23 protein-coding genes are annotated in these 23,906 nt (G+C 70.3%); 7 read left to right on the top strand and 16 right to left on the bottom strand.

Annotated elements, in window-relative coordinates:
* Nucleotides 1-233: 233 nt before the first annotated feature.
* Both ACIBW9_RS23195 and ACIBW9_RS23200 read left to right on the top strand, forming a co-directional pair.
* Nucleotides 234-1,241, top strand: a complete 1,008-nt coding sequence (locus tag ACIBW9_RS23195; RefSeq protein ID WP_398957882.1) for an acyl-CoA desaturase — start codon at nt 234-236, stop codon at nt 1,239-1,241.
* Complete coding sequence (locus ACIBW9_RS23200) at nt 1,238-1,915, top strand: TetR/AcrR family transcriptional regulator (protein ID WP_030941872.1); 678 nt, start codon at nt 1,238-1,240, stop codon at nt 1,913-1,915. The genes ACIBW9_RS23195 and ACIBW9_RS23200 overlap by 4 nt, the downstream gene beginning before the upstream one ends.
* A 25-nt stretch (nt 1,916-1,940) precedes the next feature.
* Here the strand turns inward: ACIBW9_RS23200 and ACIBW9_RS23205 are convergent, their stop codons facing one another.
* From ACIBW9_RS23205 to ACIBW9_RS23215, 3 genes are all read right to left on the bottom strand, one after another.
* A complete protein-coding gene (locus ACIBW9_RS23205; RefSeq protein ID WP_398957884.1) occupies nt 1,941-2,114 on the bottom strand; it encodes a CsbD family protein in 174 nt (57 codons plus the stop codon).
* Between the two features lie 63 nt (nt 2,115-2,177).
* Nucleotides 2,178-2,546 (bottom strand): VOC family protein, encoded by a 369-nt coding sequence (locus tag ACIBW9_RS23210; RefSeq protein WP_398957886.1) that lies wholly within the window; start codon nt 2,544-2,546, stop codon nt 2,178-2,180.
* Nucleotides 2,543-3,358 (bottom strand): trans-aconitate 2-methyltransferase, encoded by an 816-nt coding sequence (locus ACIBW9_RS23215; protein ID WP_398957888.1) that lies wholly within the window; start codon nt 3,356-3,358, stop codon nt 2,543-2,545. Before ACIBW9_RS23215 ends, ACIBW9_RS23210 begins: the two co-directional genes overlap by 4 nt.
* Before the next feature lie 90 nt (nt 3,359-3,448).
* On the opposite strand from ACIBW9_RS23215, the gene tamR reads away from it, so the two are divergent.
* Nucleotides 3,449-3,946, top strand: coding sequence for a MarR family transcriptional regulator TamR (gene tamR / locus ACIBW9_RS23220; RefSeq protein WP_398957890.1), 498 nt, complete (start codon nt 3,449-3,451; stop codon nt 3,944-3,946).
* Nucleotides 3,947-4,094: 148 nt separating this feature from the next.
* Here tamR and ACIBW9_RS23225 read toward each other — a convergent pair whose 3' ends face one another.
* Nucleotides 4,095-4,862 (bottom strand): response regulator transcription factor, encoded by a 768-nt coding sequence (locus ACIBW9_RS23225; RefSeq protein WP_351473656.1) that lies wholly within the window; start codon nt 4,860-4,862, stop codon nt 4,095-4,097.
* A gap of 301 nt (nt 4,863-5,163) precedes the next feature.
* Between ACIBW9_RS23225 and ACIBW9_RS23230 the strand changes: the two genes are divergently transcribed.
* The gene (locus ACIBW9_RS23230; protein WP_398957892.1) at nt 5,164-5,607 is read left to right on the top strand and encodes a GNAT family N-acetyltransferase; all 444 of its coding nucleotides are present in this window, start codon (nt 5,164-5,166) and stop codon (nt 5,605-5,607) included.
* On the opposite strand, the gene galK is transcribed toward ACIBW9_RS23230, so the two are convergent.
* Genes galK through galT form a run of 3 tightly spaced genes read right to left on the bottom strand, consistent with a single transcriptional unit; the run spans nt 5,600 to nt 8,792 of the window.
* Nucleotides 5,600-6,763 (bottom strand): galactokinase, encoded by a 1,164-nt coding sequence (galK, locus tag ACIBW9_RS23235; RefSeq protein WP_398957894.1) that lies wholly within the window; start codon nt 6,761-6,763, stop codon nt 5,600-5,602. The two genes, ACIBW9_RS23230 and galK, sit on opposite strands and share 8 nt — an antisense overlap.
* The gene (gene galE, locus ACIBW9_RS23240; RefSeq protein ID WP_398957896.1) at nt 6,763-7,734 is read right to left on the bottom strand and encodes a UDP-glucose 4-epimerase GalE; all 972 of its coding nucleotides are present in this window, start codon (nt 7,732-7,734) and stop codon (nt 6,763-6,765) included. Before galE ends, galK begins: the two co-directional genes overlap by 1 nt.
* Nucleotides 7,734-8,792: a galactose-1-phosphate uridylyltransferase gene (galT, locus tag ACIBW9_RS23245; RefSeq protein WP_398957898.1), complete on the bottom strand. Its 1,059-nt coding sequence runs from the start codon at nt 8,790-8,792 to the stop codon at nt 7,734-7,736. The genes galE and galT overlap by 1 nt, the downstream gene beginning before the upstream one ends.
* 179 nt (nt 8,793-8,971) lie before the next feature.
* Here galT and ACIBW9_RS23250 point away from each other — a divergent pair, with 179 nt between their 5' ends.
* Both ACIBW9_RS23250 and ACIBW9_RS23255 read left to right on the top strand, forming a co-directional pair.
* Complete coding sequence (locus ACIBW9_RS23250; RefSeq protein ID WP_398957900.1) at nt 8,972-10,663, top strand: sodium:solute symporter family protein; 1,692 nt, start codon at nt 8,972-8,974, stop codon at nt 10,661-10,663.
* Nucleotides 10,664-10,684: 21 nt separating this feature from the next.
* On the top strand, nt 10,685-10,996 hold the full coding sequence (locus ACIBW9_RS23255; RefSeq protein WP_398957902.1) for a hypothetical protein: 312 nt from the start codon (nt 10,685-10,687) through the stop codon (nt 10,994-10,996).
* Between the two features lie 90 nt (nt 10,997-11,086).
* Here the strand turns inward: ACIBW9_RS23255 and ACIBW9_RS23260 are convergent, their stop codons facing one another.
* The 5 genes from ACIBW9_RS23260 to ACIBW9_RS23280 form a co-directional block, all read right to left on the bottom strand.
* Nucleotides 11,087-11,779, bottom strand: coding sequence for a LuxR C-terminal-related transcriptional regulator (locus tag ACIBW9_RS23260; protein WP_398957904.1), 693 nt, complete (start codon nt 11,777-11,779; stop codon nt 11,087-11,089).
* Between the two features lie 269 nt (nt 11,780-12,048).
* On the bottom strand, nt 12,049-13,704 hold the full coding sequence (locus ACIBW9_RS23265; protein WP_398957906.1) for a PQQ-binding-like beta-propeller repeat protein: 1,656 nt from the start codon (nt 13,702-13,704) through the stop codon (nt 12,049-12,051).
* 51 nt (nt 13,705-13,755) lie between these two features.
* Complete coding sequence (locus tag ACIBW9_RS23270) at nt 13,756-15,396, bottom strand: PQQ-binding-like beta-propeller repeat protein (protein ID WP_398957908.1); 1,641 nt, start codon at nt 15,394-15,396, stop codon at nt 13,756-13,758.
* 156 nt (nt 15,397-15,552) lie between these two features.
* A complete protein-coding gene (locus ACIBW9_RS23275) occupies nt 15,553-17,355 on the bottom strand; it encodes an ABC-F family ATP-binding cassette domain-containing protein (protein WP_398957910.1) in 1,803 nt (600 codons plus the stop codon).
* 110 nt (nt 17,356-17,465) lie between these two features.
* Entirely contained in the window at nt 17,466-18,515 is a 1,050-nt protein-coding gene (locus ACIBW9_RS23280; protein WP_398957912.1) for a peptidoglycan recognition family protein, read from the bottom strand.
* A 356-nt stretch (nt 18,516-18,871) separates the two neighbouring features.
* On the opposite strand from ACIBW9_RS23280, the gene ACIBW9_RS23285 reads away from it, so the two are divergent.
* Nucleotides 18,872-19,462 (top strand): Uma2 family endonuclease, encoded by a 591-nt coding sequence (locus tag ACIBW9_RS23285; RefSeq protein ID WP_398957914.1) that lies wholly within the window; start codon nt 18,872-18,874, stop codon nt 19,460-19,462.
* Nucleotides 19,463-19,472: 10 nt separating this feature from the next.
* Here ACIBW9_RS23285 and ACIBW9_RS23290 read toward each other — a convergent pair whose 3' ends face one another.
* The 4 genes from ACIBW9_RS23290 to ACIBW9_RS23305 all read right to left on the bottom strand — a co-directional run bounded on the left by ACIBW9_RS23290 (nt 19,473) and on the right by ACIBW9_RS23305 (nt 23,876).
* Nucleotides 19,473-20,366 carry a 4-(cytidine 5'-diphospho)-2-C-methyl-D-erythritol kinase gene (locus ACIBW9_RS23290; RefSeq protein WP_398957916.1) on the bottom strand — a complete coding sequence of 298 codons (894 nt, stop codon included), beginning with the start codon at nt 20,364-20,366 and terminating at the stop codon, nt 19,473-19,475.
* Complete coding sequence (gene rsmA, locus ACIBW9_RS23295) at nt 20,363-21,235, bottom strand: 16S rRNA (adenine(1518)-N(6)/adenine(1519)-N(6))-dimethyltransferase RsmA (RefSeq protein ID WP_398957919.1); 873 nt, start codon at nt 21,233-21,235, stop codon at nt 20,363-20,365. Before rsmA ends, ACIBW9_RS23290 begins: the two co-directional genes overlap by 4 nt.
* Before the next feature lie 167 nt (nt 21,236-21,402).
* Nucleotides 21,403-22,815: a ubiquitin-like domain-containing protein gene (locus ACIBW9_RS23300; protein ID WP_398957921.1), complete on the bottom strand. Its 1,413-nt coding sequence runs from the start codon at nt 22,813-22,815 to the stop codon at nt 21,403-21,405.
* 158 nt (nt 22,816-22,973) lie between these two features.
* Nucleotides 22,974-23,876: a TatD family hydrolase gene (locus ACIBW9_RS23305; RefSeq protein WP_398957923.1), complete on the bottom strand. Its 903-nt coding sequence runs from the start codon at nt 23,874-23,876 to the stop codon at nt 22,974-22,976.
* Between the last annotated feature and the right edge of the window lie 30 nt (nt 23,877-23,906).

Below are 23,906 nucleotides of genomic sequence, written 5' to 3' on the forward strand. Positions count from 1 at the left end.
GCCCTGACATCCGGGAAAGGAATCAGAGCGGACCGCGCTGTCCGACCGACTCCAGGATAGGTGTCCATGCGGACGCGCATGATTTCGGGCTCTTGCCGCCGGGCGACTCGCTGCCATACTTACGACGCCGTAGGTTACGCAACCGTAGGGACCGTCGTCATGGAACCCGGGCACGGTTTCGATGGCCTACCCCGGCATCACACCCTCAACCCTCGACCCCACAGGGGACGCCCATGACCACAAGCTCCGATGTGATCGAAGACGCCCCGAAGGCGACCGGCGACACGTCCGTCTCCGCCACGCTGGGCGGGGAGCAGAAGCGCTCGATCGAGCAGATCACGCTGCTGCTCTTCATCACCGTCCCGTTCCTCGCGCTGGTCGCCGCGGTGCCACTGGCGTGGGGATGGGGGGTGAGCTGGCTGGACCTCGGCATGCTGGTTTTCTTCTACTACCTGGGCTGCCACGGCATCACGATCGGTTTCCACCGGTACTTCACGCACGGCTCCTTCAAGGCCAGGCGTCCTCTGCGGATCGCGCTCGCGATCATGGGGTCGATGGCGGTGGAGGGGCCCCTGGTCCGCTGGGTGGCGGACCACCGCAAGCACCACAAGTTCTCGGACGCGGAGGGCGATCCGCACTCCCCGTGGCGGTTCGGGGAGTCGGTCCCGGCGCTGATGAAGGGCCTGTGGTGGGCGCACATCGCCTGGATGTTCGACGAGGAGCAGACGCCGCAGGACAAGTACGCGCCGGACCTGATCAAGGACCCGGCGATCCGTGCGATCTCCCGCCAGTTCGTGTTCTGGACGGCGCTGTCGCTGGCGCTGCCGCCGCTGATCGGTGGTCTGGCGACGATGTCCTGGTGGGGTGCGTTCACCGGGTTCTTCTGGGGCTCACTCGTTCGGGTGGCTCTGCTGCACCATGTGACGTGGTCGATCAACTCGATCTGCCATGCGGTCGGCAAGCGGCCCTTCAAGTCGCGTGACCGTTCGGGCAACGTCTGGTGGCTCGCGGTGCTGTCCTGCGGCGAGTCCTGGCACAACCTGCACCACGCCGAGCCGACCTCCGCGCGGCACGGTGTGGAGTGGTGGCAGCTGGACTCCTCGGCGCGGATCATCCGCTGGTTCGAGGCGTTCGGCTGGGCGTACGACGTGCGCTGGCCGTCACGCTCGCGTATCGATTCACGCCGTAACACCGGCCAGGAGGGCTCTCGGCCCCGGAAGGAGTCGGCGAAGGCGGCATGATTGACGCCGTGGCGACCGACTCCAGCAGCACCCCGACGAATGAGAAGCCGCGGCGAGCGCGGCGCACCCGGATGACGGGGGCCGAGCGCCGTCAGCAGCTGCTCGAGATCGGTCGCACCCTGTTTGCAGCCAAGGGCTTCGAGGGCACGTCGGTGGAGGAGATCGCGGCGAAGGCCGGGGTGTCCAAGCCGGTGGTGTACGAGCACTTCGGCGGCAAGGAGGGGCTGTACGCGGTGGTGGTGGACCGTGAGATGCGGCGCCTGCTGGACATGGTGACCAGTTCCCTGACGGCCGGGCATCCCCGCGAGCTGTGCGAGCAGGCGGCGTTCGCGCTCCTGGACTACATCGAGGAGTACACGGACGGTTTCCGCATCCTGGTCCGTGACTCGCCCATCCCGCAGTCGACGGGTTCCTTCGCCTCGTTGATCTCGGACATCGCCACCCAGGTGGAGGACATCCTGGGCCGCGAGTTCAAGTCGCGCGGATTCGATCCGAAGCTGGCTCCGCTGTATGCGCAGGCCCTGGTCGGGATGGTCGCCCTGACCGGCCAGTGGTGGCTGGACGTGCGCCGTCCGAAGAAGGCGGAGGTGGCGGCGCATCTGGTGAATCTGGCGTGGCACGGCCTGGACGGGCTGGAGGCCAAGCCGCACCTGATCGGGCGCCGGAAGAGCTGACTCCGGCGCCCGGGGTGTGGCCCGCTCAGTGCTTGAAGACGTCCTTGCCCTTCTCCTTCGCCTGGCGCGCGTCGCCCTTCATCTGGTCGGCCTTGCCTTCGGCGGTCATCCGCTCGTTGCCCACGGCGCGACCCGCCGCTTCCTTGGCCTTGCCCTTGAGCTGTTCCTTCTTGCCCCTGGTCTTCTCTTCCTTCGCCACGTTTCTCACCCCTGCCGGGTTCGGCGTCGATGTCACCTCAGCGGGTGACCGCCGCGGGCGCGCTCAAACAGGGGTCACCGGCTCAAGGAACTCCAGCCGGTTGCCGACGGGGTCCTCGGAGTAGAAGCGCCGGTGGCCGGGCAGGTTGTCGTCCCACTCCACCTGCGCGCCGTGGGCCTGCCACCGGGCGGCGTACCGTTCGATGCCGGTGACCCGCAGTCCGGGGTGGGCCTTCTTCGCGGGCCGGAAGTCCTGCTCCACCCCCAGGTGCAGCTGCACGGCCCCCGCCTGGAACCAGCACCCGCCCCGCGCCGCGAGCACCGGCGGCTTGGGGATCTCGGCCATGCCGAGGACGCCGGCGTAGTACGCCCGCAGCCGGTCCTCGGAGCCGGGCGGTGCGGCGAGCTGGACGTGGTCGACGGCGGTGATCACGACGCCTCCTTGCGGGCCACGGCGAAGATCCGCCGGAACGGGAAAGCCGTCCCGTGCGCCCCGGCCGGATAGGCCTCCCGCAGGGCCGTCCGGTACTCGTCCAGGAAGGCGTCCCGGGCCGCCGGGTCGCCGGCGAGGGCGGTGAGGACGGGTCGCAGGCCGGTGCCCTTCACCCAGTCGAGCACCGGGTCCTCGCCGGTCAGGAGATGGATGTACGTCGTCTCCCAGACGTCCGCCGTACAGCCGAGGGCGGTCAGCTGCTCCAGATAGGTCTCGGGCGCGAGGACGGCGTCCTCGTGGCGGAGGATCCCGGCGAGGCGGTCCTTCCAGCGGGCGGAGTGGGCCAGTTCACGCATGAGCCGGTGGCTGGGGGCGCCGAAGTTGCCGGGGACCTGGAAGGCGAACGTGCCGCCCGGCTTCAGGCCCGCGATCCACTCCCCGAAGCGCCGGGCATGGCCGGGGACCCACTGGAGGGTGGCGTTGCTGACGATCAGGTCGTACGGCTCCTCGGGCGCCCAGGTGCGGGCGTCGGCGGGAGCGAAGTCGAGGCGGCCGCCGCCGGGCGTGGGTCCCGCGTGGTCGACGTGGGCCTTGTCGAGCATCTCGGGCGAGTTGTCGTAGCCCGTGATGTGGGCGGCGGGCCAGCGATCGGCCAGGAAGACGGTGACGTTGCCGGGGCCGCAGCCCAGGTCGGCGATGCGGGGCCGCTGCGTGGGCAGGGCCGGGATGCGGGCGAGGAGGTCGGCGAAGGGGCGGGCGCGGTGGCCGGCGTGGCGGAGGTACTGGGTGGGGTCCCAGGTGGGGGTGCTCATGTCTCCCTACCTTCCCTCTGCGCTTATCTTGATGTCAAGAGACTTGATGTCAAGAGACTTCACATCGACACAACCACTACACTGATCGTCATGGAGGACGAGGTCGATCGACTGGTCGCAGCGTGGCGCCGGGAGCGTCCGGACCTCGACGTGGAACCGCTCGAGGTGCTCAGCCGGGTGAGCAGACTGGCCCGGCATCTGGACCGGGCGCGCCGGCTGGCCTTCGCCGAGCACAGCCTGGAGCCCTGGGAGTTCGACGTGCTGACGGCGCTCCGGCGCGCGGGCACGCCGTATCAGCTCTCCCCGGGGCAGCTGCTGACGCAGACCCTGGTCACCTCGGGCACGATGACGAACCGGATCGACCGCCTGGCGAAGAAGGGCCTGGTGGAGCGGCTGCCCGACCCCAGCGACCGCCGCGGTGTGCTGGTGCGGCTGACGGACGAGGGCCGGGACCGCGCGGACCAGGCCCTGGCCGGACTGCTCGACCAGGAGCGCGCGATTCTGGTCGAGCTGTCGCGCGCCCAGCGGGGTGAACTCGCCGGTCTGCTGCGGCAGCTGACGGCACCGTTCGACAACATCCCTGGCTAGACGCTCCGCTGGGGGCGCCGTTTGGGTGGTGCCGCTATGGGTTGTCGTTCGGCTGCGGGATCGTTGTGGCTCGTCGCGCCCGCGCGGCGGAGCCGCATGTCACATACAGCCCCGCGCCCCTTTGGGGCGCTCCCCTCAGCGGCGTTGATCAGGCGCTGCTGCTCTCCTCCACCCGGCCGGCCGGCCCTAGGTCGACGGGGCCGACCCCTGCGCGGCGTGCCAGTGCGACCGCGGCCAGGGTGGAGTGGACGCCCAGCTTCCCGAGGACGTTCTGCATGTGCGTGCGCACGGTGTGGGGCGAGAGGAACAGGCGCTCGGCGACCGCCTTGCGGCCGAGGCCTGCGACCATGCACCGCAGTACTTCCCGTTCCCTCGGCGTGAGGGACTCCACCAGCCGTTCACTCTCGGTGCGGTGCTTGCGCGCGGCCGTCAGTTCCCTGAGGACGCCCGTGAGCAGGGCGGGCGGCAGATGGGTCTCGTCGCGCAGGACGCCCCGGATGACATTGAGCAGCCGGGACAGCGAGCAGTCCTTGGCGACCCAGCCGGAGGCCCCGGCCTGCAGGGCGAGTGCGGCGCGCCGCGGATCGTCCTTCTCGGCGAGGACGACGATCCGTACGCCCGGCTGCCCGGAACGCACGCCGGCGACCAGCGAGATCCCGTCGACCAGCCCCTCCTCGTTGCCCTCCTGGACGGGCACGGCGGGCCGTACGCCCGGCACGTTGCCCCCCAGGTCGGAGTCGACGAGCAGCACGTCGAAGCGGCGGCCCTCGGCCGCCGCACGCTCCAGGCTGCGCAGCGCGGCGGGACCGCTGCCGGCCGCGGAGACGTCGACGTCGGGCTCGGCCGCAAGGGCGGCGGCGAGCGACTCGGCGAAGATGCGATGGTCGTCGACGACCAGGACTCGGATGCGAACCACGAAACCCCCTTCCCCAAGCTCTCCAAGAGCAGGGGATACCCCATTGTCGGGAGACGGCACGGGCGCAGGTACGGCGCCCGAAGCATCCCAGGTCGTCTGTGACCACCTGGGACCGGAACGGCACACCGCACGGCCGCCGCCGTGCGGAGACTGCTACCCCCACTTCGGGCCTCGTACCCGACTGTCTCGCCCCCTGATCGGCACCGGCCCCCACCGGTGCTGCTCATCAGAGTACGGCCGGGGGGCAGCAGCGGAAGGTAAATTGCAGAACTGGCTGGCCGGCGCGTTTATCGTGAGCCGCATGTTTCGTCTTGAGACAGAAGTCGACAGGACCCGGCGCGATCTTCTCCGTTCCCGGCTGCGCGACACCAACACGAAGGCCTCCCCCGTACTGCGCGCCCTGCGCGGCACCCCGGCCGAACGTGAACGTCCGCTGCACGTCTGGGTGTTGGACGAGCGGGACGAACTGGCCGCGGGCCTGGTGGGCCACACCTGGACGACCTGGCTGCACGTCGCCTATCTGTGGGTGGACGAGCGGTGGCGGGGCGCGGGCCTCGGCTCACGGCTGCTGGCGGAGGCGGAACGCGTCGCGCACGAGGAGCGGGGCTGCACGTCGGCCCGGCTGGAGACCTGGGACTTCCAGGCGCCGGACTTCTACCGGAAGCAGGGCTACGACGTGGTGTGCGTGATCCCCGACTATCCGCCGGGGATCACGGAATACACGCTGACGAAACGGCTCAGCTGAGCCTGCGTGCTCCTGCCGCAGGCACCGCCTCGAACACCCTGGGAGCCGTGTGACCGCCGGAGGCGAACGCCTCCTCGACCGCCTTGGTGACGGTGTCCACGTCGGACGCCTCCGCCAGGACGATGGCCGAGCCGCCGAAGCCGCCGCCCGTCATCCGGGCGCCGAGGGCGCCGGAGGCGAGGGCCGTGTCCACGACCAGGTCCAGCTCCGGGCAGGAGATCCGGAAGTCGTCGCGCAGGGATGCGTGACCGGCGCTCAGGACCGGGCCGATCGCCCGGGTCTCGCCCGCCTCCAGCAGGGCGACGACCTTCTCCACCCGCTCGTCCTCCGTCACGATGTGGCGGACCAGGCGGACGGCCTCCTCGTCGTCACCCAACCGCTCAAGGGCGGCGTCGAGTTCCGCGTACGGGACGTCCCGCAGCGCGTCGACGCCCAGCAGGGCCGCGCCCCGCTCGCAGCCCGCGCGGCGCTTGCCGTACTCGCCGTCGCTGTGGGCGTGCTTGACGCGGGTGTCCACGACCAGCAGCCGCATGCCCTCCGCGGCCAGGTCGAAGGGGATCTGCTTCTGGGAGAGGTCCCGGGTGTCGAGGAACAGCGCGTGGCCCTCCTCGCAGCAGGCGGAGGCCGTCTGGTCCATGATGCCGGTGGGGGCGCCGACGTAGACGTTCTCGGCGCGCTGGCACAGGCGGGCCAACTGCCAGCGCTGCAGGCCCAGTTCGAAGAGGTCGTTCAGGGCCAGGGCCACGACGACCTCCAGCGCCGCCGAGGACGACAGGCCCGCGCCGGACGGCACCGTCGACGACAGGTGGATGTCCGCGCCGGTCACCGGGTGGCCGGCCTCGCGCAGGGCCCAGACGACGCCCGCCGGGTAGGCGGTCCAGTTGCGGTCCGACTCCGGGGCCAGCTCGTCCAGCCGGAGTTCCACGACCCCGGCCGCGTCGCCCTCGATGTCCGCCGAGTGCAGGCGCAGGATCCCGTCCGTGCGGCGGGAGACCGCCGCCACCGCCGTGTGCGGCAGCGCGAAGGGCATCACGAAGCCGTCGTTGTAGTCGGTGTGCTCACCGATGAGGTTGACGCGGCCCGGCGCCGACCAGACACCTTCGGGCGCGGATCCGTAGAGCTCCACGAAACCGTCCCGCACCTGCTGTGCCGCCACTACTGCTGCTCCCTTGCGATGTACTGCGCGAACTCCCACGCGTCCGCGACGATCCCCGCGAGGTCCGCGCGGGTCGGGTTCCAGCCCAGCTTCTCGCGGGCCGTGGCGGCCGAGGCCACCAGGACCGCCGGGTCGCCGCCGCGGCGCGGGGCCACGACCTCGGGGATCGGGTGGCCGGTGACCTGCCGGACCGTCTCGATGACCTGGCGGACCGAGAAGCCCTCGCCGTTGCCCAGGTTGCAGATGAGGTGCTCGCCGGGGGCGGCGGCCTTCAGTGCGAGCAGGTGGGCGTCGGCGAGGTCCGCGACATGGATGTAGTCGCGGACGCAGGTGCCGTCCGGGGTCGGGTAGTCGTCGCCGAAGACGGAGATCGCGTCCCGCCTGCCCTGCGCGACCTGCAGCACCAGCGGGATCAGGTGCGACTCGGGGTCGTGGCGCTCGCCCTGCCTGCCGTAGGCGCCCGCCACGTTGAAGTAGCGCAGCGAGACCGCGCCCAGGCCGTGGGCCGCCGCCTCACCGGTGATCATGTGGTCGACGGCCAGCTTCGTGGCGCCGTACGGGTTGGTCGGCGAGGTGGGCGCCGACTCGACGATCGGGACCTCCTTCGGCTCGCCGTACGTGGCGGCCGTAGAAGAGAAGACCAGCTTGCGGACGCCGGCCTCGCGCATCGCGCCGAGCAGCGCCATGGTGCCGGCGACGTTGTTGTCCCAGTACTTCTCGGGCTTCACGACCGACTCGCCGACCTGCGAGAACGCGGCGAAGTGCAGGACCGCGTCATAGGAGGAGTCCAGCCATTTGGCGGCGTCGCGGATGTCGCCCTCGATGAAGGCGGCGCCCGCCGGGACCCCCTCGCGGAAGCCGGTCGTCAGGTTGTCGAGGACCGTGACCTCGTGGCCCGCCTCCAGCAGATGCTGGGCGACCACGCTGCCCACATAGCCCGCGCCCCCGGTGACCAGGTACTTACCGCTCATCAACTCGCTACCTCTCGCAGTCGCTCGGCCGCGCGCTCCGGCGGCACGTCGTTGATGAACACGTTCATGCCGGACTCGGAACCCGCGAGGAACTTCAGCTTGCCGGAGGTTCGGCGGATGGTGAAAAGCTCGAGGTGGAGCGCGAAGTCGTCACGGTTGACGCCCTCGAAGTCCTCCAGCGCGCCGAACGGGGCCTGGTGCCAGGCCGCGATGTAGGGCGTGGGCGGTTCACCTTCGCCGAAGATCCGGTCGAAGCGCCTCAAGAGTTCCAGATAGACCTTGGGGAACTCTGTGCGCGCCTCCTCGTCCAGGCCGAGCAGGTCGGGCACGCGGCGCTTGGGGTACAGGTGCACCTCGTACGGCCAGTGCGCCGCGTACGGCACGAACGCCAGCCAGTGTTCACCCTCCAGGACGACCCGCTCACCGGCGCGTTCGCTCTGCAGGACGGTGTCGAAGAGGTTCTCCCCGCCCGTCGCCTCCTTGTGCTGGGCGACCTGGCGCAGCATCAGTGCGGTGCGAGGCGTCGTGAACGGGTACGCGTAGATCTGGCCGTGCGGATGTCCGAGCGTCACGCCGATCTCCGCGCCCCGGTTCTCGAAGCAGAACACCTGCTCCACGGAGGGGAGATGCGACAGCTCGGACGTACGGTCCGTCCATGCCTCCAGGACCAGCGCGGCCTGCTCCTCGGTGAGGTCGGCGAAGGACGCGTTGTGGTCGGAGGTGAAGCAGACGACCTCGCAGCGGCCCGAGTCACCGGCCAGGGAGGGGAAGCGGTTCTCGAAGACGACCACGTCGTACGACGAGTCCGGGATCTCGCTCAGTCTGCCGTCGCGGGAGGGGCACAGCGGACACTCGTCGGCCGGCGGGTGGTAGGTGCGGCCCTGGCGGTGCGAGGCGACGGCGATCGCGTCGCCGAGCAGCGGGTCACGGCGGATCTCGGAGGTCGTGACGGTCCGCTCCAGCGGCCGGTGGTCCACCGCGTCGCGCACGTTGTCGTCGCGCAGGTCGTAGTAGATCAACTCGCGACCGTCGGCCAGGCGGGTCGAGGTCTTCTTCACTGCGGACTCCCTATTCGAGCCACATCAATCATCAAACAGAACCAAACACATTGGAACATCGCCCCCTCACATCCGTCAACATCACAATCCAACAAAGAGCATCAACAAAACCGTTTGGAAACTGAACACGGAGGCATAGGTTCCGCTCTGTATCAGTTCACGCGACGAAGCGAGTTCTTATGCAAACCCCCACATACCAGGCCGTGGACCTGGCCGCCGAGCTACGACTCCCCACGAACGGGCTCGACTACACGATCCTCGCCCTCTACTTCGCCGTCGTCCTCGGCATCGGATTCGCCGCCCGCAGATCGGTGAAGACCAGCCTCGACTTCTTCCTCTCCGGGCGCTCCCTGCCCGCCTGGATCACCGGTCTCGCGTTCATCTCGGCCAACCTGGCCGCCACCGAGATCCTCGGCATGGCCGCGAACAGCGCGCAGTACGGCGCCTACACCGTGCACTGGTACTGGATCGGCGCCATCCCCGCCATGGTCTTCCTCGGCCTGGTGATGATGCCCTTCTACTACGGGAGCAAGGTCCGCTCGGTCCCCGAGATGCTGCTGCTCCGCTTCGACAAGTGGGCACACCTGCTGAGTTCGATCCTGTTCGCGTTCGCCGCCGTCCTGATCGCCGGTGTGAACCTCTACGCCCTCGCCATCGTCGTCGAGGCACTCCTCGGCTGGCCGCAGTGGGTGGCGATCGTGGTCGCGGGCGCCTTTGTGCTGGCGTACATCACGCTCGGCGGTCTCTCCTCCGCGATCTACAACGAGGTGCTGCAGTTCTTCGTGATCCTCGCTGCCCTCATCCCGATCGTCGTGCTCGGCCTGAAGAAGGTCGGCGGCTGGGGCGGGCTGACCGACAAGCTCACCGCCAGCCACGGCGCGAACTTCACCACCGCCTGGGGCGGCACCGGCATCGGCAGCTCCAACCCGCTCGGCGCCAACTGGCTGACCATCGTGCTCGGCCTCGGCTTCGTGCTGTCCTTCGGCTACTGGACGACGAACTTCGCCGAGGTGCAGCGCGCACTGTCCGCGAAGAACCTCTCCGCCGGGCAGCGCACCCCGCTGATCGCCGCGTACCCGAAGATCTTCATCGTGTTCCTGGTGATGATCCCGGGCCTGGTCGCCGCCGCGGTCGTCCCCGGCTTCGGCACGGCCAAGTCCGGCTACCAGTACAACGACGCCATCCCCTACCTGATGCAGGAACTGCTGCCCAACGGCGTCCTCGGCATCGCGGTGACCGGACTGCTCGCCGCATTCATGGCGGGCATGGCGGCCAATGTGTCGTCCTTCAACACGGTGTTCACCAACGACATCTGGGCCCGCTACGTCGTCAAGGGCCGCGAGGACGATTACTACGTCCGCTTCGGCCGCCTGATCACGGTGATCGGCGTCTGCGCCTCGGTCGGCACGGCCTTCCTGGCCTCCTCGTTCTCGAACATCATGAGCTACCTCCAGACGCTGTTCTCCTTCTTCAACGTGCCGATGTTCGTCGTCTTCATCGTCGGCATGTTCTGGAGGCGTGCGTCCGCCAAGTCCGGCTTCTGGGGCCTGCTCGCCGGCACCGTGGCCGCGATGGTGAACTACTTCGTGATCTACAAGAGGGGCATCATCGACATCCCCTCCGACCAGGGCGCCAACTTCGTCTCCGCGATCGTCGGCTTCGTCGCCGGTGCGGTGGTGATGGTGGCCGTGTCCCTGTTCACCAGGCCGAAGCCGGCCGAGGAACTCCAGGGCCTGGTCTACGGCACCACCTCACCCGGCATGTCCGAGCCGCCCGCCGCCGGGGACGACGCCTGGTACCGCCGGCCTGCCCTGCTGGGCTGGGGTGCGGTCGTCCTTGCTGCCGCCTGCTACATCCCGTTCTCGTTCTGATCGAGGGAGGATCGATTCACCATGACTGATCAGCACGGGTACTCGGAGCATGACGTGCAGCGCGAAGTCACCGAGCTCCAGGAGAAGTCGGCGACGGCGGCTCGCATCTTCGATCTGCGGCGCATCATCGGCGGGTTGTTCGTGGTCTACGGCGTGATCGTCACGATCGCCGGGATCACCGATGGCCAGGCCGCGATCGACAAGGCGCAGGGGGTCAACATCAACCTGTGGACCGGGATCGCGATGTTGGTTCTGGGGGTGTTCTTCCTGGTGTGGCTGAAGTTGCGGCCGGCGGCGCCGCCTGTTCCTCCGAAGGAGGGCGAGGCGGAATAGCGCCGTTGGGCCTGCTGTTGTGTGCCGGCTGCGGGTGTGTGGCGGCTGATCGCGCAGTTCCTCGCGCCCCCTTAAGGCGCCGCAGGCGCTCTAAGGGGGCGGGTCTGAAGGCGAGTTCACCGGCCCCGCCCGGTCCAGCAAGCCCGTCCGTGCCGCCAGGGCCGCTGCCTCCAGGCGGGAGCCCACGCCCAGTTTCATCAGGACGCGTTGGACGTGGGTGCGGGCGGTGCTGGGGGCTATGCCCATGCCGGCCGCGATCAGGCGGGTGTCCTCGCCGTCGGCGACCCGGACCAGGACCTCGACCTCCCTCGGGGTGAGCATCTGGAGCAGGCGCTGGCCCTCGTCGTCCGGTTGGGCGGCGGGGTTCAGCAACTCGCTGAAGGCGCCTTGCAGCAACTGCGGGGCCACCGCCGCCTCGCCCGCCCTCGCCTTCATGATGGCGCGCTCGACGCCCTCTATGCGCTCGTCATGGCGTACGTAGCCCGAGGCGCCGGCGGCGAAGGCGGCGGCTATGCCGCGCGGGCTCGGCACCGGGCCCAGGACCAGGACCGCCACCTGCGGACGCTCCCGTTTGATCTTCACCACCGGGTCGAAGATGCCCGGCTCGGCCGGAGTCGCCGTACCCAGCAGGCACACCTCCGGCGCACGGGTGATCACCAGCTCCGCCGCGCCCGCGGCAGGCGCCGCCGCGGCGAGCACCCGGTGCCCGCGCAGCTTCAACGCCGAGGCCAGCGCCTCGGCGAGCAGTCGGTGGTCGTCGACCACCATGAGCCGCACTCCCATCGAGCAACCCCCCAGTCCCCCCGATGGATCCCCATGGATGCCGCACTATGGATGCCCACCGGCCCGCGCGGACAGGAGCCCCCTCCCGGCTCCCCCGCTCTTCATGCCCCCGGAAGCTACACGCTTGTTCGACATTGCGCTCCCCCTACCGGTGAGAACTGCCCCTGATCGACGGAATTTCTGGCTTTCCGCGTATTCGAGGGTGATGGGCGGTACGCGCACGGCCCCGCCCCTGAGCAGGGACGGGGCCGCAGCTGCGGAGCAGTGGTTCAGCCGCCGGCGCCGAGCGCGAGCGCCAGGACCTTCTCTCCCGAGACCGAACTCGACAGCTTGTCGGCGAACCGGCCGGCCAGGTACAGGCGGCCCTGCGAATAGAGGATCTCGGAGTAGTCGGGAGACAGCGTGCCCTCCAGGTCCCGCACCGACCCCGCCGCCGGGTTCTCCAGCAGCTTGGTCTCCTTGAAGGAGCCGCCGTCGATGCTGACCACCTGGCCGCCCTTGTTGTACGGCGGGTGCTTGTACGCGATCACATTGCCGCCGTCCATGCGCAGCGGGGTGATCGTGTAGCCGTCGCCGGCGTCGGCGCGCTGGCCGTTCTGCTTGCCGGTGGTGAGGTCGAACGCGACGATCTCGTTGGTCCGGCTGTAGCCCTTGGTGCCGTCGTGCTCCTCGGTCGGCAGGTACAGCCTGCCGTTGCCGACCGCGACTCCGGTGCAGTGCTCCAGCTCGGAGATCGCGTCGCATTTGGCCGCGTACTCCTTGCCGGGCGCCGAGATCCGGGTGATCAGCCTGCCGGTCTTGTTGTCGACGGAGAAGAAGTCCGAGATCTCACTGCCGTCGCCCGCGCTGTGACCGACGTCGGCGGCCACGACCAGCGGGTTCGTCGACACGACGGCGGCGTACTCGATGCCCGTGGCCAGCTTGTACTCCGAAAGCGTCTTCCCGGACTGCGGGTCGATGGTCTGGATGTGCAGCTGCGGCTCGGTGAACGAGCCGCACTTGAGCACGGCGACGAGCTTCTCGCCGCCGCCGTACCCGGCGTCGATGCAGGTGTCCTTGGGCTTCGGGGCCCACAGCCGCCTGCCGCTGGAAAGGTCGAAGGCGACGCCTCCGTAGTCGCCGCCCGCGGCGACCGTGTTCGCACTGACCGTGACGTTCTCGAAGGTCATCGCCCGGCCGCCGGAGCCGAACGACTTCGTCCACAGCTTCTTTCCGGCGTCCAGGTCGATCGCCGCGACCTGGCTGCACCCCTCGGACCTGCCCTTCGGCGGCATCCTGGGCTGGAAGACGACGGCCGTCCGGTCGTCGTCGGTGGTGTGCGTGCTGACCGTGCAGACCGGGCCGGGCAGCTTGATCGTCCACAGCTTGCCGCCGTTGTCGCGGTCGTAGCCGTCGATCTCGGCGACGCCGCTCTTCACATACGCCTTGTCGGTGAGCCACGAACCGGCGACGACGGTGGTGTCGTCGACCTGGGGCACCGGCACCTTGAACAGCAGCTGCGAGGCGGTGTGGGCGGGCACCTTCTCCGCGCCGTCGGCCGTGTCGCCGCCGGTGCCTCCGGTGCCGCCGCCGCTGGAGCTCGCCTCATCGCTGTTCCTGCCGTCGTCCTTGCCGGACGACGCGTACCAGACGCCCCCGGCGACGAGCAGCGCGACGGCGACGACCGCCGCCACGATGATCAGCGCCTGCGAGCCGCCCTTGCGCCCGCCGCCGGGCTGCCCGTGCTGCCCGGGCTGCGGGTACGGCGGGGCGGGCGGCTGCGGGTAGCCGTAACCGGCCTGCGGGCCGTAGGGGTTCGGCGGCTGCCCGTAGGGCGGTGCGGGCTGGGCGTAGGGGTTGGGCTGCTGCGGTGCCTGCGGTGCCTGGGGATAGCCGTATCCCGGCTGCTGCGGGGGCTGGTGGGGCGGCGGCGGGGGCTGCGTCATGGCGTGGCTACCTCGTGAGCGGACGGCGGGGACGACGGGGTCTGGGAGAGGTCACTTGCCGTAGGCGAGCATCAACTTGCCCTTCGCGTTGTCGTCACCGCTGATCCGGGTGGGCGAGAGGTAGAAGCGTCCGTCGACCCAGTCGAAGGACTTGGTGAAGAGGGCGCTCTCCAGGGCCGCCGTGCTCTGCGGGTTCTGCAGCAGCTTCACCGGCGTGTGGCCGGAGCCGCCCGTCGCGATCGACACGACCTGGCCGCCCGCGTCGTACGAGGGCTGCACATAGGCGATGAGTCTGCCGCCCTCCACCTTCACCGGCAGCATCGACTCGTCCGCCGGGGACTTGACGCGCCACTTCTCCTTGCCGTTCGCGAGGTCGATCGCGACGATCTCGTTCGGCCCGGTGGTGGCGTCGGTCGGCAGGTAGAGGGTGTTGGCGTCCGCGGTCACGCCCTTGCAGCCCTGCAGGTCACGTTCGAGGAGCGCCCACCCGCACTGGGGGGCGAAGTCCTCGTCGAAGCCCACCTGCGAGCGGAACCTGCCGTTCGAGCCGAAGGTCGAGATGTTCCAGGCCTTCTTGTCCTGATTGGTGCTGTAGACGACGAGCGGGTCGACGGAGTAGGTCCGCGCGACCGACCAGCCCTTGCCGAACTTCTGCGTCCACCTGACCCTGCCGGAAGCCGGGTCCAGCTCCTGGATCTCGTCGTGCTCGTCCGGTTCGCTGGCGTTGCAGGTCGCGACGGAGATCAGCCTGCTGCCGCCGGCGAAGGCGGTCGGGAAGCAGGCGCTGCCGTACTTCTTCTTGTCGAACAGCTTCTTCCCGCTGTCGATGTCGTACGCCACCCCGGACTGCGAGCGGCCCACCAGCACCGTCCGGCCGCTGAGCGACAGGGAGATGTTCAGGGTGCTGTCGAACAGCGCGCCCTCGGGGAGCGTGCCGCTCCAGCCCTTGGCGCCGGTGTCCAGGTCGAGTTGCTGGAGCTGGTTGCACTTGGCGCGCTGGCCGGTGCCGCTCTCGTAGGCCACCACGACCTTGCCGTCGGCCGACTTCTGCGGGGTGACCGCGCAGATCTTCTGCGGGAAGGTGACGGTGTCCCAGGCCGGACTGCCGTCGGTCACGTCGTAGGCGAAGACCTGCTTGTACGCCGCCTTCACGGCCGCCTTGTCGGTGATCCACATGCCGGGGGCCTCGGCGCCCGCACCGGGCGCATCCGGGGGCGACTTGTACCAGAGCACCTTCGCCTCGCCCGCCTTGCGGCTCGCATTGAAGCCCTGGGGGTCGGAACCGCCGCCGTCACCGGTGCCGCCGGAGCCGGACGCGGTGGGCTTCGGGTCGTCGCTCTGCCCGGCGACCGGCTTCTTGTCGCCGCCGCCCCCGCTGGTCACGGCGTAGACGGTGCCGCCGATGACGGCCAGCGCGGCCACGGCCGCCGCGATCACCAGGCCGGGCCTGCCCTTGAAGGGGTTGCCGGAGCCGGGCGGCGGGGTGCCGGGCGCGCCGGGGTACCGGGGCTGCGGCGGAAAGCCGTAACCGGGCTGCGCACCGTACGGTCCGGGCTGCTGCGGCTGCCCATAGGGGCCGGGCTGCTGGGGGTACTGGCCCGGCTGCTGGGGTGGGATCGGGGGCGGTGGTCCGAAACCGCCCTGTGGTGCTCCGAAACCGCCGTACGGCGGCTGGTTGGGCGGCTGCGTCATCAGCGCGTTCCCCCGTTCAGTCACTGACTTTTAGCCAAGTCCTCTTTCTACCACCTGAAACTGACAGCACACCGGGCCGGTTCAGCCCCTGTTCCCAAGGGAGAACCGGCCCGTGACACCGCCGTTATGCGCCTTCACTCAGCCTTCATCGGAACGTCACGCGTCTTCGGCGAGTTCCAGCCAGCGCAGCTCCAGGTCCTCGCGCTCGCCCGCCAAGTCCCGCAGCTGGGCGTCGAGTTCGGCCACCTTTGCGAAGTCGGTGGCGTTCTCGGCGATCTGGGCGTGCAGCCTGGTCTCCTTCTCGGAGACCTTGTCCAACTGCCGCTCGATCTTCTGGAGTTCCTTCTTCGCGGCCCGCTGGTCGGCGGCGCTCTTCTCGGGGGCGGGCCTGGCCGCGACGGGCGAGGCGGCCGCGACCGCCTCCTCCATCTTCTGGCGCCGCTCCAGGTACTCGTCGATGCCGCGCGGCAGCATCCGCAGGGTGGCGTCGCCGAGCAGCGCGAACACGCGGTCGGTGGTGCGCTCGACGAAGAACCGGTCGTGGGAGATGACGATCATCGAGCCGGGCCAGCCGTCGAGGAGGTCCTCCAGCTGGGTCAGGGTCTCGATGTCCAGGTCGTTGGTGGGCTCGTCGAGGAAGAGGACGTTGGGCTCGTCCATGAGCAGCCGCAGCAGCTGCAGACGGCGGCGCTCACCGCCGGACAGGTCACCGACGGGCGTCCACTGCTTCTCCTTGTTGAAGCCGAACGTCTCGCACAACTGTCCGGCGGTCATCTCCCGCCCCTTGCCGAGGTCGACGCGCTCGCGCACCTGCTGCACGGCCTCCAGGACCCGCAGGTTCGGGTTGAGTTCGGCGACCTCCTGGGAGAGGTAGGCGAGCTTGACGGTCTTGCCGACGGCGACCCGGCCGCCGGCGGGCTGCGCCTCGCCCTCGGTGCGCGCGGCCTGGGCCATGGCCCGCAACAGGGAGGTCTTGCCGGCGCCGTTGACGCCGACCAGGCCGATGCGGTCGCCGGGGCCGAGCTGCCAGGTGACGTGCTTGAGCAGCACCTTGGGTCCGGCCTGCACGGTGACGTCTTCCAGGTCGAAGACGGTCTTCCCGAGCCGCGAGGAGGCGAACTTCATCAGCTCGCTGCTGTCCCGCGGCGGCGGTACGTCCTTGATGAGCTCGTTGGCGGCCTCCACGCGGAAGCGGGGCTTGGAGGTGCGGGCGGGCGCACCGCGCCGCAGCCAGGCCAGCTCCTTGCGGACGAGGTTCTGCCGCTTGACCTCCTCGGTTGCGGCGATGCGCTCGCGTTCGGCGCGCGCGAAGACGTAGTCGGAGTAGCCGCCCTCGTACTCGTGGACGACGCCCCGCTGCACGTCCCACATGCGGGTGCAGACCTGGTCGAGGAACCAGCGGTCGTGCGTCACGCACACGAGGGCGGAGCGGCGCTCACGCAGATGGCGGGCGAGCCAGGCGATGCCCTCGACGTCGAGGTGGTTCGTCGGCTCGTCGAGGACGATCAGGTCCTGTTCCTCGATGAGCAGCTTGGCGAGCGCGATCCGGCGCCGCTCACCACCGGAGAGGGGCGCGATGACGGTGTCCAGCCCCTGCGGGAAGCCGGGCAGGTCGAGCCCGCCGAACAGGCCCGTCAGCACGTCCCGGATCTTGGCGTTGCCCGCCCACTCGTGGTCCGCCATGTCCCGGATGACCTCGTGCCGGACGGTGGCGTTCGGGTCGAGGGAGTCGTGCTGGGTGAGCACGCCGAGGCGGAGGCCGCCGGAGTGGGTGACCCGGCCGGTGTCGGCCTCCTCCAGCTTGGCCAGCATGCGGATCAGGGTGGTCTTGCCGTCGCCGTTGCGCCCGACCACCCCGATCCGGTCGCCTTCGGAGACGCCGAGGGAGACGCCGTCGAGAAGGGCACGAGTGCCGTACACCTTGCTGACGTTCTCGACATTGACCAGATTGACGGCCATTACGCTCCTGCCCAGGGGGCTGTGCTCGACATGCGGCTCGGCCGCGGGGGTCAGCCTCCCAGCCTAATGTGCGCCGGCCGGTGACCGATCCCGCGACAGAGGACCGCAGGTCAGCGGGCTGCGTCCGCGCGGATCTCGCCGAGCAGGTCGTACATCACCTGGCCGGGGCACTCGGTGGCGAAGTAGTCGCGGTGGCCGCCGATGGTGTTCGTGTCCTTCTTCGTGCCGTTGACGGGGTTCACGTAGGTGACCCTCGCCTGGGGGTCGAGGCCCTTGAACCGGCAGATCACCTTGATCAGCCGGATCAGGGAGTCCTTGGCCGCGTCCGTGGGGCCGTTCTCCGTGAGCGTGCCGATGAGGGCGATGCCGAGGGCGCCGGAGTTGTAGCCCACGGAGTGGAAGCCGGTGACGAGGTCGCCGTCCAGGTTGAAGGCGGGGATGCCGTCGTCGCCGGAGTAACGCCCCTCGTAGACGGTGCCGGACTCGTCGATGAGGAAGTGGTAGCCGATGTCGCCCCAGTCGTTGGTGATCGCGTGGAGCTCATAGATCGCGCGTACCGTCGCGGCCGGGTCGGGATCGTTGTTCGGGGTGGCGGTGTGGTGGACCGTGATGATCTGCAACGGGAAGTACTGCTCGGGCGAGTTGACCTTGCCGTCCTTGTACCGCTTGGACTCGTCGGCGCCCCACGCCGGGCGGGAGAGGTAGCGCACACCGCGTACGCGCGTCGGCTCGCTGGGCACGTGGAAGGTGCGGCCGGGGCCGTCGGTGACGTCGATCGCCAGCGAGGCCACGGCGGACACTCCGCCCGACGCCTTCACCTCGTAGGCGGTGGCGTTCTGGGCCGCCACCAGCGCGCTGCCCCCGTCCTCGACGGCCGAGCAGCCCGCGGTCACGGTCTGCCAGTCACCGTCCGCGAGGCGGATCGCGGCGCCGTCCTTCGCGCCGGACCAGCGCAGACCGACGTAGGAGGCGGCGAAGGCGGTGGTGGCCTCGCCGGTGCCGGTGGCGGCCTCGGTCCGGGTGGCGGGGAACTTCTCAGGCGTCGTACCGGAGGAGCCGGAACCGCTGCCGTCTCCGTCACCGGAGCCGGAGTCGGTGGCCGCGAAGACCGCCGGGGTCACGGCGGCCGCGCCGGCCACGGCCGCGGCGGCACCGATCACGCCGCGACGGGACAGAGAGCGCTTCCTACGATGAGCAGGGGAGGGTGTGGGGGATTCGGACACGTGCGTGACCCTTCGGCTGTGCAGGGGGCATAGACGCGCCACACGGGGCGCTTGAAAGCTCAACCGACCCTATTGGCCCCACCGGCCCCATCAGTACTGCGATTGCAGTACATCCCTGTGGAAATCCGGCACTTCCGCGTGAAGATCACGCGAAGATCGCGCATGGCGTCATGCTCCGGCGCCGCCCCTCTGGTTCCGCGTGATCGGCGTGGTCACTCTTTGTGATGACGTGATCGGGAACGGGCCGCTACGGTGGGAAGGCAGGCCGCAGGATCCCGCCCATGGGAGGAACTATGACTGCCGAGCGTGCTGAGCAGACCGGATGGCGGATGCCCCCGCTGGACGGATACACCGTCGACGACTTGCTCACCTTGCCGGATCTCCCGCCGCACACAGAGCTGATCGACGGGAGCTTGGTCCTTGTGAGCCCGCAGCGTTATTTCCACTTCGCCGCGATTGACCTGCTGGTGACTGGCCTGCGCCGAACCATGCCGTCCGATCTGAAGGTCGCACGTGAAATGACGGTGGTGCTGGACCGACGCAACGGCCCCGAGCCCGACGTCTCCGTCATCAAGGCTGCCGCGAAGAAGGGACTGACCCAGACGTACTTCGAGGGGAAAGACGTCGTGCTCGCCGTAGAGGTCATCTCGCCGGAGTCCGAGGCTCGCGACCGGCTCACCAAGACGCACAAGTACGCCGCGGCGGGTATCCAGCACTACTGGCTTGTCGAGATGAGCGGGCCCGACGACCATCCCGTCGTCGAGGTCTTCGAACTCTCGGCGGCCACGGGCGCGTACCGCTCGGCCGGAACCTATCGGGACCGCATCAAGGTCGACAAGCCGTACCCCATCGACATCGATCTGACGGAGATCGACGAACTCTGAGCCCCTCCGCTCAGACCACCGTCGCCCCCGCCACCGGCCCCGCTGCAGCCCGCGCCGCCCGGCACGTCCCCGACGCCCGCAGAGCCTGGGTCACCTTCTCCGCCGACTCGGCATCACGCGCGAGGAACGCCGTCGTGGGCCCGGAGCCGGAGACCAGCGCGGCGAGCGCGCCGGCACCCCGCCCCGCATCCAGCGTGTCCGCCAGCTCCGGGAACAGCGACAACGCCGCAGGCTGAAGGTCATTGGAGACGGCGACGGCCAGTGCCTGCACGTCCCCCTTGGCCAGCGCCTCCAGCAGCTCCCCCGAAGCCACCGGCTCCGGGATCTCCCACCCCTCCGCCAGCCGGTCGAACTCGCGGAAGACGGCCGGGGTGGAAAGACCGCGGTCGGCCATCGCGAACACCCAGTGGAAGGTGCCGCCGACCTCCAGCGTGCGCAGCTGCTCGCCGCGCCCGGTGCCCAGCGCCGCCCCGCCCACCAGGCTGAACGGCACATCGCTGCCCAACTCGGCGCAGATGGCGAGGAGTTCGGCCCGCGACGCGCCCGCCTGCCACAGCGTGTTGCAGGCCAGCAGCGCACCCGCGCCGTCCGCGCTGCCGCCCGCCATGCCACCGGCGACCGGGATGTCCTTGGCGATGTGGATGTGCACGGCCGGTTCGATGCCCCGCCGCCGGGCCAGTTCGAGGGCCGCGCGCGCCGCAAGGTTCGTACGGTCCAGGGGCACCTGGTCGGCGTCCGGCCCCTCGCAGGTGATGCGCAGCTCGTCTGCGGGCGTCACGGTGACCTCGTCGTAGAGGCCGACCGCCAGGAAGACATTGGCCAGGTCGTGGAAGCCGTCGGGGCGGGCCGCACCCACCGCGAGCTGGACGTTGACCTTGGCGGGGACGCGTACGGTGACGCTCACTTCTGACCCGGCTCCTTGCTTTCTGCGATACGGGCGAACTCCTCGACCGTCAGGGCCTCCCCGCGCGCCTGCGGCGACACCCCGGCGGCGACGAGGGCGGCCTCCGCCGCCGCGGGCGATCCGGCCCAGCCGGCGAGCGCGGCCCGCAGCGTCTTGCGCCGCTGGGCGAAGGCCGCGTCGACCACGGCGAACACCTCGCGCCGTGAGGCGGTGGTCTTCAGCGGCTCGGTGCGGCGGACCAGCGAGACGAGGCCGCTGTCGACGTTCGGCGCCGGCCAGAAGACGTTGCGGCCGATGGCGCCGGCCCGCTTGACCTCGGCGTACCAGTTGGCCTTCACGGACGGGACGCCGTACACCTTCGAGCCGGGCGCGGCGGCGAGGCGGTCGGCGACCTCCGACTGGACCATGACCAGGGTGCGTTCGATGCTCGGGAAGGTCTCGAGCATGTGCAGGAGGACGGGGACGGCGACGTTGTAGGGGAGGTTCGCGACGAGCGCCGTGGGGGCGGGGCCCGGCAGCTCGGTCACGTGCATCGCGTCGGAGTGGACGAGCGCGAAACGGTCGGCGCGGTCGGGCATGCGGGCCGCGATGGTGGCGGGCAGCGCCGCGGCCAGTACGTCGTCGATCTCGACGGCGGTGACGCGGTCGGCGACCTCCAGCAGCGCCAGGGTGAGCGAGCCGAGCCCCGGGCCGACCTCGACGACCACGTCGTCCGGGCGGACGTCGGCGGTGCGGACGATACGGCGCACCGTGTTGGCGTCGATCACGAAGTTCTGGCCGCGCTGCTTGGTGGGGCGGACGCCGAGGGCTGCCGCCAGTTCGCGGATGTCGGCGGGGCCCAGGAGGGCGTCGGGGGTGGGGCTGCTCACTCGACAAGGGTACGGGGGTGCGGGTGCGGGGGTTGCCAGGGCACCCGGCGCTGCGCTGGGCGGGGGGCGGGTGCGCAGCCCGGCGCTACGGGGTGCCGCCTGCGCCCACCCGTGCCGCCCTTAGCGGCACGACTGCCCGCAGGCCACGCGGGCTGCGACAACTGGTTTCAGCCGTGCAGCCGTGCCCCGCAGTGCGGCCAAGGGCTCGCCCCCCGCCGTACATACAGCTTCTTCGCACGGGCCGTCTGTTCTGCCGGGGACGCGTCCTCGGGGCGGCCGGTGCCGCCGAGGCTCTGCCAGGTGCGGGACTCCAGCTGGTAGAGGCCGCCGTAGGTGCCAGAGGGGTCCACGGCGTGCGGGCGGCCGCCCGACTCGCAGGCCGCGAGGCCCTTCCAGTTCAGGTCGTCGGCCCCGCGCACGGACGTCGGGAGCGGCTTCGTGCCCACCTTCACGACCTGCGCCCGCGGCTCGCGCACCACCTCGGTACCGGCCAGGCGCGGCTTCTGCCGGACCCCGTTGACGATGCGCAGGGAGTACGTGATCCGCCGCAGCCCCGGCTGGCCCACCCGGTCGACGACCTCCGTCCCCTTGAACAGCCCGGGGTCCTCCTCCCGCTGCACCTTGAACGGGATCTCCTCCTCGCGTACCTCCTTGGAGCCGGTGACCCGCAGCACGGTGACCGTCTGCCCGTCGCGCGGGAAGCTGTCCGCCGGCACGGAGGTGGTGTCCTCGCCGTGCAGCAAGATCCCGGCCTCCTCGACGACCTCCTGCACGGTCGCCGCGTTCGTGCGGACCGTCCGTGCGTGGCCGTCGGCCATGACCGTCACCGAACGCTCGGTGCGCACGTCGAGCGAGAGCCCCGCGCGTCCGATGTGCCGGGAGCGCGCGGCGGACAGATACGCGCCCTGCGCCCGCACCCCCATCTCCTCGAGCGCCTCCTGCACGGTGTCCGCCGTCGTCCACACCTCGCGCTGGTGCCCGTCGATGGTGAGCCGCACGGGGCGCCCGTACTGCACCACGATCTCGTCACCGCTGCGGATCGCCGTGCCGGGGGCGGGCGCGACCACGTCGTGCGCCCCCACCTCGACGCTCTCCTGTGCGAGCAGTTCGGTCACGTCGTCGGCGAAGGTGTGCAGGGTGCGCGGCTTGCCGTCGACGTTCAGCTCGATGGCCTTGTCCTTGGCGACGAAGGCGGTGGTGCCGCCGGCCAGGAAGGCGACGACCAGCGCCTGCGGCAGCAGCCGGCGCATCGAGCCGTCCGGGAGCTCGATGGGCCGCGCCCGGCGCCGGCGTGCGGCCCGGCGCCTGCGTCCCGTTCCGGCGCGCGCGGCGGGCGCGGCGGGCGCGGGCACTTCCTCGCCCGCCGCGCTCCCCACCTGCCGCGGAAGCGGCGGCTCGGGTACCTGGGCCGCCTCGTAGGCGGGCCGGTACGTGTCCTCGTACGCCCCGGGCACCCCGTAGGCCAGGGTCTGCGCGCTGTGCACGTCGTAGGCGTACGCCGGCGGATACGCCGGGTCGTACGCCTCATACGTCCCGTACTGCCAGTACTGCGGGTTCTGGGAGTACTGCGAGTTGCTCACGCCGACACGCTCCAGGGGCCGTAGGGGTCCAGAGGGGTCCGGATCGGGCACCAGAACCTAGCGGAGCCCGTATCACTCTCCAAAGCGGCGTCATTACGAAGAGTTACAGTCGCGGCGAACGCGAGTCCGCCGGGGCCTGATCGTAGGGTTATGGACGACTACGCTCGGTAGCCGAAGGCGCGGGCCGTGTTCGCCGCCAGGGCCGTCGCCAGCGCGTCCTCCTCGATGCCGCGCACGGCGGCCATGGCGCGCACCGTGACCGGAATGAGATACGGCGCATTGGGCCGTCCGCGGTACGGCGCCGGTGTGAGGAAGGGCGCGTCGGTCTCCACCAGGACCAGTTCCAGGGGCGCCAGGGCGAGCGCGTCCCGCAGATGCTGGGCGTTCTTGAAGGTGACGTTGCCGGCGAAGGACATGAAGTACCCGGCGCGGGCGCACACCTGAGCCATCTCTGCGTCCCCGGAGTAGCAGTGGAACACCGTCCGCTCGGGCGCGCCCTCCTCCTTGAGGATGCGCAGCACATCGGCGTGGGCGTCGCGGTCGTGGATGACGAGGGCCTTGCCGTGCCGCTTGGCGATCTCGATGTGGGCGCGGAAGGAGGCCTCCTGCGCCTCCTTGCCCTCGGGGCCGGTGCGGAAGTAGTCGAGACCCGTCTCGCCGACGCCCTTGACCTGGGCGAGCCCGGCCAGCGCGTCGATCTGCCCGAGCGCCTCGTCGAGCGCCGCCGTGCCTCCCGCCTCCCGCGCGCCCTGCCTGGACCAGCCGTCGGGGTCGCCGTGGACGATGCGCGGCGCCTCGTTGGGGTGCAGGGCCACCGTCGCGTGGACGGCCTCGTACCGTCCCGCCGTCTCGGCGGCCCACTGCGAGCCCCGAAGGTCGCAGCCGACCTGCACGACCGTCGTCACACCCACCGAAGCGGCCTTCGCGAGGCCCTCCTCGACCGTGCCGTTCTGCATGTCGAGGTGGGTGTGGGAGTCGGCGACGGCCACCCGGAGGGGTTCCGGGAGCGGCGGCGCCGCGTTCTTCTGGACGGTCTTCTCGCCGGAGCTTGAGGAGGGCATGCTCCGATCCTACGAAAGGGGCATGCCCGC

Origin of the sequence: Streptomyces sp. NPDC049541 (genome assembly GCF_044465725.1) — a bacterium.
Classification (GTDB): Bacteria; Actinomycetota; Actinomycetes; order Streptomycetales; family Streptomycetaceae; genus Streptomyces.

What these genes read in the sequence shown, in the direction of transcription:
- ACIBW9_RS23305 (WP_398957923.1), bottom strand. Translation starts at nt 23,876, where the DNA reads ATGCCCTCCTCAAGCTCCGGCGAGAAGACCGTCCAGAAGAACGCGGCG.
- ACIBW9_RS23285 (WP_398957914.1), top strand. Translation starts at nt 18,872, where the DNA reads ATGACTGCCGAGCGTGCTGAGCAGACCGGATGGCGGATGCCCCCGCTG.
- tamR (WP_398957890.1), top strand. Translation starts at nt 3,449, where the DNA reads ATGGAGGACGAGGTCGATCGACTGGTCGCAGCGTGGCGCCGGGAGCGT.
- ACIBW9_RS23260 (WP_398957904.1), bottom strand. Translation starts at nt 11,779, where the DNA reads ATGGGAGTGCGGCTCATGGTGGTCGACGACCACCGACTGCTCGCCGAG.
- ACIBW9_RS23270 (WP_398957908.1), bottom strand. Translation starts at nt 15,396, where the DNA reads ATGACGCAGCCGCCCAACCAGCCGCCGTACGGCGGTTTCGGAGCACCA.
- ACIBW9_RS23250 (WP_398957900.1), top strand. Translation starts at nt 8,972, where the DNA reads ATGCAAACCCCCACATACCAGGCCGTGGACCTGGCCGCCGAGCTACGA.
- ACIBW9_RS23265 (WP_398957906.1), bottom strand. Translation starts at nt 13,704, where the DNA reads ATGACGCAGCCCCCGCCGCCGCCCCACCAGCCCCCGCAGCAGCCGGGA.
- ACIBW9_RS23195 (WP_398957882.1), top strand. Translation starts at nt 234, where the DNA reads ATGACCACAAGCTCCGATGTGATCGAAGACGCCCCGAAGGCGACCGGC.
- galE (WP_398957896.1), bottom strand. Translation starts at nt 7,734, where the DNA reads ATGAGCGGTAAGTACCTGGTCACCGGGGGCGCGGGCTATGTGGGCAGC.
- ACIBW9_RS23215 (WP_398957888.1), bottom strand. Translation starts at nt 3,358, where the DNA reads ATGAGCACCCCCACCTGGGACCCCACCCAGTACCTCCGCCACGCCGGC.
- ACIBW9_RS23230 (WP_398957892.1), top strand. Translation starts at nt 5,164, where the DNA reads ATGTTTCGTCTTGAGACAGAAGTCGACAGGACCCGGCGCGATCTTCTC.
- ACIBW9_RS23275 (WP_398957910.1), bottom strand. Translation starts at nt 17,355, where the DNA reads ATGGCCGTCAATCTGGTCAATGTCGAGAACGTCAGCAAGGTGTACGGC.
- ACIBW9_RS23200 (WP_030941872.1), top strand. Translation starts at nt 1,238, where the DNA reads ATGATTGACGCCGTGGCGACCGACTCCAGCAGCACCCCGACGAATGAG.
- ACIBW9_RS23255 (WP_398957902.1), top strand. Translation starts at nt 10,685, where the DNA reads ATGACTGATCAGCACGGGTACTCGGAGCATGACGTGCAGCGCGAAGTC.